Here is a 9,859-nt window from a genome sequence, read left to right as displayed (position 1 = left end):
CGGCGGCTCCTCGGTCGGCCAGGCCGCCTCGGTCGGCCGGGACTTCGGGGCGCCCGGGGGCGTCGCCGCTGGTGTCTCCGTCGGCCAGGCCGGCTGGGCGGGGGCCGCGCCGTGACGCCCGGAGCGCGGGGGCTCGGGGCGGTGTGCGCCGTCGGCGTCGGGCAGCCGGTGGGCGGCCCGGCCGTTGGACCGGGTGCCGTTCGCGTGCCCGCTGCCGTTCGCGTGCCCGTTGCCGTTGGACCGGCCGTTGGCATGCCCGTTCGAGTGCCCGTTGGCATGCCCGTTGGACCGGCCGTTCGAGTGCCCGTTCGAGTGCCCGTTGGACGTGCCGTTGGAGCGGCCGTGGCGCGACGAGTCGTCCTCGTCGTCCTCCCACAGGGGGCTCCAGAAGCCGGTGCGCTCCTCACCGGGCTTGGCGCGACGGGACGCGTCGGGGTCGTCGCCGGTCGGCCACGCCGGCTGACTGCGTCGCCGGTGGCTGCTGTGGTCGTTCACGAAACGGCCTCCCAGAGCGGCGCGCTGGGCGGTCGCGCCGTGCGGTGGTCATGCTCGACGGGGTGGTGGTTCACTCCGCCGCGGTCCTTCTGCGTGGCTTCGGGGTGTCGAGTCCACGCGTCCCCAGGACGTATGACTGCACCAGGTGGTTCCATCCACATGTGCGACATACCTCTACTACGTAGACGGTGAACTCCTCGAAGAGGTTCGCCATCCTGGCGAGCTCTTCCGGGGCCCGCGCCGAGCCCGAGGCGTGCTTCAGCTCGTCACCATAGACCCAGGACACCTTCGTCACTGGTTCCCTGCGGCAGACGGGACAGGTCACGTCGCTCGGGGCCCCGTGGAACCTCGCTGCCCGGACGAGGTACGGGTTGGCGTCGCAGACCTCCATCGTGCCGAGGCGACCGGAGTACACGTCCGCGAGCAGCGCCTTGCGCTGCAACGCGTAGTCGACCACCTGTCGCTGGGTTCGCACGCCCAACAGCGTACGCGGCGCCGTTACCACGTCGAGACGCTGTTTGGCATACGCCTCGCGGGCGTGTCGCCACTCTGCGTTGCAGCCGTGATCTGACCAGCGATCACGGACGATCTACGTGCGCGTTCGCCGTTTCCTCGCGACTCGCTCGTGATCAAGGCCACGCCGCCGCGAGTTCGGCGCACTGATGTATCGGCGCGATATAGTGGAGTGGTAGGTACAGAGACGAGAAAGGGCACCGGTGCTCGAGTTCGCGATCCTCGGGCTGTTGCATGAAGCCCCGATGCACGGCTACGAGCTGCGCAAACGGCTGTCCGACCTGTTGGGCACGCTGCGGGCCTTCTCCTACGGGTCGCTGTACCCGACGCTGCGCCGGCTGCTCAAGGCCGGACTGATCGTGGAGGAGACGCCGGAGGAGGCGAGTGCCAGGAATGACGCCAGGACCTGGGGAAAACGGGCCAAGCGCGTCTACGAGCTCACCGCCGAGGGCAAGGAACGCTTCGCCGACATGCTCGCCGACGTCGGGCCGCAGGCCTTCGACGACGAGGGTTTCGGCGTGCACATGGCCTTCTTCTCCCGCACGCCGGCCGACATCCGGATGCGCATCCTGGAGGGCCGCCGCCGGCGGGTCGAGGAACGCCGGGAGGGCCTGCGCTCGTCGGTGGCGCGCGCGGGCGAACAGATCGACCGCTACACCCGGGAGCTGCACCGGCTCGGCCTCGAGCACAGCGAGCGGGAGGTTCGCTGGCTCAACGAGCTGATCGCGACCGAACAGCGGGAACAGAAGGAACGGCAGGACGGCGTCGAACCGTGACGCCGACAGGTCAACGCCGACCTGAGCAGAGGACCTTCGCGATCCGGGAGGGGTCGCGACACACAGCGAGAAGGAGAACCGGCATGGGCGAACAGCGCCGGCACAGTGTTCGGGTGGCCATCGTCGGCGTCGGCAACTGCGCGGCGTCGCTGGTCCAGGGTGTGCACTACTACCGCGACGCCGATCCGGCCACCCGCGTTCCCGGTCTGATGCACGTCCAGTTCGGCGACTACCACGTGCGCGACGTCGAGTTCGTCGCCGCGTTCGACGTGGATGCCAAGAAGGTCGGCCGCGACCTGTCCGAGGCGATCGTGGCCAGCGAGAACAACACGATCAAGATCTGCGACGTGCCGCCGCTTGGCGTGACCGTGCAGCGCGGGCACACCTTCGACGGCCTGGGCGAGTACTACCGCGAGATCATCACCGAGTCCGACGAGCGGCCGGTGGACATGGTGGCCGCGCTGCGCGAGGCCGAGGTCGACGTGCTGGTCTCCTACCTGCCGGTCGGTTCGGAGGAGGCGGACAAGTTCTACGCCCAGGCGGCGATCGACGCCGGGGTGGCGTTCGTCAACGCGCTGCCGGTGTTCATCGCCTCGGACCCGGAGTGGGCGGCCAGGTTCACCGAGGCCGGCGTGCCGATCGTGGGCGACGACATCAAGTCCCAGGTCGGCGCGACCATCACCCACCGGGTGCTGGCCAAGCTGTTCGAGGACCGAGGGGTGGAGCTGCTGCGCACGTACCAGCTCAACTTCGGCGGGAACATGGACTTCATGAACATGCTGGAGCGCAAGCGGCTCCAGTCCAAGAAGATCTCCAAGACCCAGTCGGTGACCTCGCAGATCCCGCACGAGATGGAGCGGGCGTCGGTGCACATCGGCCCGTCGGACCACGTGCCGTGGCTCGACGACCGCAAGTGGGCCTACATCCGGCTGGAGGGCAAGGCGTTCGGTGACGTGCCGCTGAACCTCGAGTACAAGCTGGAGGTCTGGGACTCGCCCAACTCGGCCGGGGTGATCATCGACGCGGTCCGTGCGGCGAAGATCGCGCTGGACCGGGGGATCGGCGGGCCGATCCTGTCGGCGTCGTCCTACTTCATGAAGTCGCCGCCCGAGCAGTACTCGGATTCGCAGGCCTACGACGCGGTGGAGAAGTTCATCCGCGGCGAGCTCGAGCGCTGAGTCAGGAGGCGGGGCGCGCGTCGTACTCGGCGCGCGCCTTCGCTATGTCGTCGGCGTGGTTGACCGCCCAGGTCATCAGCGTGCAGACGGTGCCGCGCAGGGTGTTGCCGAGGTCGGTCAGCTCGTAGTCGACCCGGGGTGGCACGACCGGGTGAACCGTGCGGCGGACCAGGCCGTCGCGTTCGAGCGTGCGCAGGGTCGCGGTCAGCATGCGCTGACTGATGCCGTGGACCTCCCGGCGCAGTTCGGTGAACCGCAGGGTGGCGCCGTCCAACGCGTAGATCACCGCGATCGACCACTTGTCGCCGACGCGGTTGAGGATCTGTCGCGCCTCACACAGCCGCGCCACCTCGGGGTCGGATACCTGCACGGTTACCTCCAGGTGCCTGAGGCAGAACGAAGTGCCTTCTGTCGCCGGGATCCATAGTTCCTGAAGATGGGGTCAGTTACCAAAGAGAACCACCATCGAAGGGGACATCATGAGCATCGAGCCGAGCATCGAGCCGAGCATCGAGCCGAGCATCGAGCCGCTGCCGGTCGACGAGTCGTTCGCGGTACCGGCCGGGCCGGAGCAGCTGTCGCGGGCGGCCAAGGGGCTGACCGGGCGCGGGTACACCGCCCACGTGGTGGACACCGTCGCCGACGCGCGGGCGCTGGTCCACGAGCTGCTGCCGCGTGACCGGCCGGTGTTCACCGCCGCCAGCATGACCCTGGTCGAGTCGGGGCTGATGGCGGACGTGGACGACTCCGGCGAGTTCCGGTCACTGCGCGCGGAGCTGGCCGGGGTCGACCCGGCCGACCTGCGGGCCCAGATCCGGCTGGGGGCCGCGCCGGACGTGGTGCTGGGCAGCGTGCACGCGGTGACCGAGGACGGCGTGCTGGTCGCGGTGTCGGCCAGCGGCAGTCAGCTCGCGCCCTACGCGGCCGGCGCGGAGAAGGTCGTGTGGGTGGTCGGCGCGCAGAAGGTCGTGCCGGACCTGGACACGGCGCTGCGCCGGGTGCGGACCTACAGCTACCCGCGCGAGCACGACCGGTGGCGGCGGCAGGGCGCCGAGTCGTTCATCGGCAAGACGCTCATCCTGGAACGTGAGTTCACCCCCGATCGGTGCACCGTGGTGCTCGTCGGTGAGGAGATCGGCTACTAGGGCTAAACCCCGTTCCCCAGGTGGGCGTCATGCTGTCGTGAACACGGCGACCGAGGGTGTCGAGGAACCCCGCACCGACCCCGGTGCGGGGTTCGACTCGCTGTTCGAGTCGGATTTCGAGGCGATGAAACGGCTGGCGTACCTGCTGGGGGCCGACGACCCGGAGAACGTCGCCCAGGAGTCGTTCGCCCGGCTGCACGCGCGCTGGCACACGCTCACCGACGCCGACAAGGCGGCCGGCTACCTGCGCGCGACGGTGGTGAACCTGTCCCGGTCGCGGCTGCGGCACCTGCGGGTCGCGCGCCGCGCGCCGCGCGAACGCCCGGCCGACGCGGCGTCGGCCGAGGAACGGGTGCTCGCCGGGCACGAGAGCGACCGGCTGCGGGCGGCGCTGGCGACCCTGCCGGCCAGACAGCGGCAGGTGCTGGTGCTGCGCTACTGGCTCGACCTCGACCAGCGGGCCATCGCCGACACGCTGGGCATCGCCGTGGGCACGGTCAAGGCGACCACCAGCCACGCGCTCGCGAACCTGCGCAAGGCGTGGCCCGAACAGGAGGAACGCTGATGCCCGACATCGAGGACCGGCTGCGCTGCGCACTGCACGACCTGGCCGACGAGGTCCCCACCACCCCCGACGCCCGCGCCGGCCTGACCCGCCGGCTCACCGGCCGCCCCCGCTCCCCGGTGTGGGCAGCGGCCGCGGCGGCCGTCGTGGTCGCCGCTGCCGTGGCGGTACCGGTCGCCCTGAGCGGCAACTCCCCCCCGACGACAGGGATCGGCACAGGAGGGGCAGCGCCCTCGGTGACCACGTCCCCGCCGGAGTCGACGAACCTCGGCGACATCCCCTGGCCCTACCGCACGCCCCGCTCCTCGATCGGCTGGAGCGGGGAAGGCGCGCCGTTCCGGCAGTTCATGGTGGCGATCAACCACGACGGCGAGGTGTGTTACGTCCTGGAGGGCCGCTACGAGAACCCGCCCACGCTGGAGGACACGTGTGAGCCGATGCCGGCGTGGGGGATCGCGCACGTCGTGGAGAGCAGGGCGTTGGGCCATGTCGATCTCCCGATGCCGGCGGCGGTCCGGGCCGAGTTGACCGACCGGATGGTCTTCCTCCTCGCGCCCGAGGTCGCGCGGCTGGACGTGCGGCGGGCCGACGGGAGCCTGCTGCCGGCCTGGACGAGGTACGACCAACTCGTCGGGGTGGCCCCTGTCGAGAAGGGCCGGGGCTTCGTCTTCGCCGATTTCGCGGGGCCGACCGAGGGGTTCGGTTACACCGCGTACGACAGCGCCGGCAACGTCCTCGAGGAGGCCATCACCTAGGGCCGTTGTTCGCCGGGCGTTCATCTCGGCGGCGATTTCCGCTGGTCTTGCCGGCCTAGCGTCAGCGCGTTCCCACTGATCTGGAGGATCGCGTGTCTGCCGACAAGCCCCGGCTCCTTCCGTTGCTGCCCACCACCAACACCTTCGGCCGGTCCTCGGTCACCTGCCGTTATCGCTGTGGCGACGCCTGCTCGCACGACGTCCCGAACACCTCGGACAACCCGTACTTCGCCGACGTCGTCGCGCAGGTCGGCCGGCGCCGGCTGCTGCGGGCGGGGGCGGTGCTCACGGTCGCCGGCGCCGGTCTGGCCGTGGGCGCCGGGACCGCGACCGCCCACGGCAAGGGCAACGGGCACGGCAGCGGACACGGCCCCGGACACGGCAGCGGGCACGGGACCGGGCTGGACTTCCGGCCGGTCGCGCCCAACACCGAGGACCGGATCGTCGCCCCCGCCGGCTACGACCAGGACGTCGTGATCCGCTGGGGCGACCCGGTGCTGCCCGGCGCCCCCCGCTTCGACTTCGCCAACCAGACCGCCGCCGCGCAGGCCCAGCAGTTCGGCTACAACAACGACTTCTGCGGCCTGGTGCCGCTGCCCGGCCGGCGCGACGCCTGGCTGATGGTCAGCAACCACGAGTACACCACCGAGACCCACATGTTCCTCGGCTACGACGAGGACAACCCCACCCGCGAGCAGGTCGAGACCGCGTGGGCCGCGCACGGCCTGTCGGTGGTCGTGGTGGAGAAGGCGCGGCGCGGCGGGCTGGAGGTCCGGCTGGACCGCCACTACAACCGGCGGATCACCGTCGGCACCGAGTTCGCGTTCACCGGCCCGGCCGCCGGCTCGCGGCACCTGCGGACCTCGGCCGACCCGCGCGGGCGGCGGGTGCTCGGCACGCTCAACAACTGCGCCGGCGGCGTCACCCCCTGGGGCACGATCCTGTCCGGCGAGGAGAACTTCAACCAGTACTTCGCCAACGCCGACGCGGTCACCGACCCGGTCACGAAGGCGCGGCTGGCCCGCTACGGCCTGGCCGGCGGCGCGTCCGGCCGGCGCTGGGAGAACCACGACCGGCGGTTCGACCTGGTGCGGGAGCCCAACGAGGCCAACCGGTTCGGCTGGATCGTCGAGGTCGACCCGCTGGAGCCGGACTCGACGCCGGTCAAGCACACCGCGCTCGGCCGGTTCAAGCACGAGGGCGCCAACGTGATCGTCGCCCGCGACGGCCGGGTGGTCGCCTACATGGGCGACGACGAGCGGTTCGACTACCTGTACAAGTTCGTCTCGGACAAGAAGATGAAGCGCGGCAACAGCCGTCACGCCCGCGCGCACAACAGGACGCTGCTGGAGTCCGGCACGCTCTACGTCGCCCGGCTCACCGGCGACGGCGCGCAGGACGGCGAGTTCGACGGCGCCGGCGAGTGGATCCCGCTGGCGCGCGGCGACCGGTCGTTCGTCGACGGGTTCACCGCCGAGGAGGTCTACGTGTTCACCCGGCAGGCCGCCGACGCGGTCGCGCCGACCAAGATGGACCGCCCCGAGGACGTCGAGCCGAGCCCGAGGACCGGCCGGATCTACGCCGCGCTGACCAACAACACCGACCGCGGCAAGCCGGGCAAGGAGGGGCCGACCGAGCCCAACCCGCGCGCGGCCAACAAGCACGGCCACGTCCTGGAGATCGAGGAGCACCGGGGCGACAACACCGCCACCCGCTTCTCCTGGAAGCTGCTGCTGGTCTGCGGCGACCCGAACTCGCCGGACACCTACTTCGGTGGCTACGACAAGTCGCAGGTCAGCCCGATCTCCTGCCCGGACAACGTCGCGTTCGACAGCGCCGGCAACCTGTGGATCTCCACCGACGGCAACGCGCTGTCGACCAACGACGGCCTGTTCGCCGTGCCGGTCGCCGGCCCTGAGCGCGGGCACGTCAAGCAGTTCCTGACCGTGCCGCACGGCGCGGAGACCTGCGGGCCGGTCGTCACCGACGACTTCGTGCTGGTCTCGGTGCAGCACCCGGGCGAGTTGGACGGGGCGAGCGCGGACAACCCGCTGTCGCACTGGCCCGACGGTGGCACCAGCCAGCCCCGGCCGTCGGTCGTCGCGGTCTGGAAGCACTAACCGGTTGCGCCAGGCGGCCGTGTCCCCGGTGGGTCCACAGTGGGCAATAGGTGGCCACCGGTGGACGCGGCCCCACCAGCACTTGTCGGTCGGTAGTCACTCTCCTACGGTCAGCGAGTTCCCACCTGACCCAGGAGGTTACGCGTGCTCCCCACCGACAAGTCCCGGCTGTTGCCCCTGCTGCCCACCCACCCGGCGGGCCGGGCCGCCGTGACCTGCCGCTACCGCTGCGGCGACGCCTGCTCGCACGAGGCGCCGAACACCTCGGACAACCCGTACTTCGGTGACGTCGTCGGCCAGGTCCTCGACCGCCGCAAGGTGCTCAAGGCCGGTGCGGTGGTGGCGGTCGCCGGCGCGGGGCTGGGGGTCGTCGGGTCCGGGACGGCCGCCGCCGCCCCGGCGCCGGCGGCACCGCGCACGCATCCGCTCGGTCTGGACTTCGAGCCGGTCGCGCCCAACGACCTGGACGCGGTGGTCGTGCCGACCGGCTACGAGCAGGACGTGCTGATCCGCTGGGGGGACCCGATCCTGCCCGGCGCGCCGGAGTTCGACTTCGCCAACCAGACCGCCGCCGCGCAGTCCGCCCAGTTCGGCTTCAACAACGACTACTGCGCACTGGTGCGGGTGCCCGGCACACGCGACCGCTGGCTCATGGTCAACAACCACGAGTACACCAGCGAGTCGTTCATGTTCCTCGGCTGGGACGCCGACGACCCGACCCGCGAGCAGTTCGAGATCGGGCTGGCCGCGCACGGGCTGTCGGTGGTGGCGCTCGACCAGGACCGGCGCGGTCGGCTGGCGGTGCGCCTCGACAGGCACTACAACCGCCGGATCACCATGAACACGCCGTTCGACGTGCGCGGCCCGGCGGCCGGCTCGGACCTGCTCACGACCTCGGCGGACCCGGACGGCGTGGTCGTGCTCGGCACGATGAACAACTGCTCGGGCGGGCTGACGCCGTGGGGCACGATCCTGTCCGGCGAGGAGAACGTCAACCAGTACTTCGGCAACGCCGACGCGGTCACCGACCCGGTGGCCAGGGCGCGGCTGGCGCGCTACGGCTTCCCCGCCGGGACCACCGAACGCAAGTGGGAGCGGTTCGAGCGGCGCTTCGACCTGGCGCGCGACGCCAACGAGGCCAACCGGTTCGGCTGGATCGTGGAGATCGACCCGCTGGAGCCGGGGTCCAACCCGGTCAAGCACACCGCGCTGGGCCGGTTCAAGCACGAGGGCGCCAACGTGATCGTCGCCCGCGACGGCCGGGTGGTCGCCTACATGGGCGACGACGAGCGGTTCGAGTACCTGTACAAGTTCGTCTCCGACGGGAAGTTCAAGAAGGGCGATGGCCGGTTCGCCCGCGAGCACAACAAGAAGCTCCTGGACACCGGCACGCTCTACGTCGCCCGGTTCACCGGTGACAGCCCGCCGGAGGAGATCGACGGCTCCGGCACGCTGCCCGCCGACGGCGAGTTCGACGGCTCCGGCGAGTGGATCCCGTTGGCCCGCAACGACCGGTCCTTCGTGGACGGGATGACGGCCGAGGAGGTCTACGTGTTCGCCCGGGAGGCCGGCGACGCGGTCGGGGCCACGAAGATGGACCGCCCGGAGGACGTCGAACCGAGCCTGAAGTCCGGGCGGATGTACGCGGCGCTGACCAACAACACCCAGCGGGGCCAAGCCGGCCGCGAGGGCGCCACCGAGGTCAACCCCCGGGTGGCCAACAAGCACGGGCACGTCCTGGAGTTGGAGGAACGCCGGGGCGACAACACCGGCACCCGGTTCTCCTGGCGGCTCATGCTGGTCTGCGGCGACCCGAACTCGCCGGACACCTACTTCGCCGGCTACGACAAGTCGCAGGTCAGCCCGATCTCCTGCCCGGACAACCTGGCCTTCGACAGCGCCGGCAACCTGTGGATCTCCACCGACGGCAACGCCCTGGGCCACAACGACGGCCTGTTCGCCGTGCCGGTCGCCGGGCGGGAACGCGGACACGTCAAACAGTTCCTCACCGTGCCGGCCGGCGCCGAGACCTGCGGCCCGATCATCGACGACGACCACGTGCTGGTGTCCGTGCAGCACCCCGGCGAGGTCGACGGGGCCAGCGCCGACAACCCGCTCTCACACTGGCCCGACGGCGGCGACAGCCAGCCCCGCCCCTCGGTCGTGGCGGTCTACCGCACGCGGTGACCATCACCCCAACCACACTCCGAGTTGTCCACAGGCCACACCGCTGAGCCCCGTTGCCTCATGTCAAGATGCCCGCGTGGGTGGGTTCGTTGCCTCACGGGATGTGCCCGTGTGGGTGAGGCCGG

9 protein-coding genes and 1 pseudogene are annotated in these 9,859 nt (G+C 70.9%); 7 read left to right on the top strand and 3 right to left on the bottom strand.

Going from position 1 to position 9,859, the window contains the following annotated elements; translation table 11 throughout:
- Both BLA60_RS41635 and BLA60_RS41630 read right to left on the bottom strand, forming a co-directional pair.
- Positions 1–495, bottom strand: a pseudogene (locus BLA60_RS41635) (hypothetical protein); the annotation flags it as partial.
- A gap of 70 nt (positions 496–565) precedes the next feature.
- A complete protein-coding gene (locus BLA60_RS41630) occupies positions 566–970 on the bottom strand; it encodes a DUF5318 domain-containing protein (RefSeq protein ID WP_075138628.1) in 405 nt (134 codons plus the stop codon).
- A gap of 241 nt (positions 971–1,211) precedes the next feature.
- Here BLA60_RS41630 and BLA60_RS41625 point away from each other — a divergent pair, with 241 nt between their 5' ends.
- Together BLA60_RS41625 and BLA60_RS41620 are read left to right on the top strand one after the other, a co-directional pair.
- Positions 1,212–1,784 carry a PadR family transcriptional regulator gene (locus tag BLA60_RS41625; RefSeq protein WP_075138627.1) on the top strand — a complete coding sequence of 191 codons (573 nt, stop codon included), beginning with the start codon at positions 1,212–1,214 and terminating at the stop codon, positions 1,782–1,784.
- Between the two features lie 83 nt (positions 1,785–1,867).
- Positions 1,868–2,962 (top strand): inositol-3-phosphate synthase, encoded by a 1,095-nt coding sequence (locus BLA60_RS41620; protein WP_075138626.1) that lies wholly within the window; start codon positions 1,868–1,870, stop codon positions 2,960–2,962.
- A gap of 1 nt (position 2,963) precedes the next feature.
- Here BLA60_RS41620 and BLA60_RS41615 read toward each other — a convergent pair whose 3' ends face one another.
- Positions 2,964–3,332, bottom strand: a complete 369-nt coding sequence (locus BLA60_RS41615) for a winged helix-turn-helix transcriptional regulator (RefSeq protein ID WP_245812517.1) — start codon at positions 3,330–3,332, stop codon at positions 2,964–2,966.
- A gap of 109 nt (positions 3,333–3,441) precedes the next feature.
- Between BLA60_RS41615 and BLA60_RS41610 the strand changes: the two genes are divergently transcribed.
- From BLA60_RS41610 to BLA60_RS41590, 5 genes are all read left to right on the top strand, one after another.
- Complete coding sequence (locus BLA60_RS41610) at positions 3,442–4,107, top strand: lactate utilization protein (protein ID WP_075138624.1); 666 nt, start codon at positions 3,442–3,444, stop codon at positions 4,105–4,107.
- 37 nt (positions 4,108–4,144) lie between these two features.
- Positions 4,145–4,672: a sigma-70 family RNA polymerase sigma factor gene (locus BLA60_RS41605; RefSeq protein ID WP_075138623.1), complete on the top strand. Its 528-nt coding sequence runs from the start codon at positions 4,145–4,147 to the stop codon at positions 4,670–4,672.
- A complete protein-coding gene (locus tag BLA60_RS41600; protein WP_075138622.1) occupies positions 4,672–5,427 on the top strand; it encodes a hypothetical protein in 756 nt (251 codons plus the stop codon). The genes BLA60_RS41605 and BLA60_RS41600 overlap by 1 nt, the downstream gene beginning before the upstream one ends.
- A gap of 92 nt (positions 5,428–5,519) precedes the next feature.
- On the top strand, positions 5,520–7,547 hold the full coding sequence (locus BLA60_RS41595) for a PhoX family protein (protein WP_075138621.1): 2,028 nt from the start codon (positions 5,520–5,522) through the stop codon (positions 7,545–7,547).
- Between the two features lie 144 nt (positions 7,548–7,691).
- Positions 7,692–9,734 (top strand): PhoX family protein, encoded by a 2,043-nt coding sequence (locus tag BLA60_RS41590; RefSeq protein WP_075138620.1) that lies wholly within the window; start codon positions 7,692–7,694, stop codon positions 9,732–9,734.
- Positions 9,735–9,859 lie beyond the last annotated feature (125 nt).

The sequence above is a fragment of the Actinophytocola xinjiangensis genome, assembly GCF_001921215.1.
Lineage (GTDB): Bacteria > Actinomycetota > Actinomycetes > Mycobacteriales > Pseudonocardiaceae > Actinophytocola > Actinophytocola xinjiangensis.
Note: the sequence above shows the minus strand (reverse complement) of the source record. Positions and strands in the feature narration are given on the sequence as shown.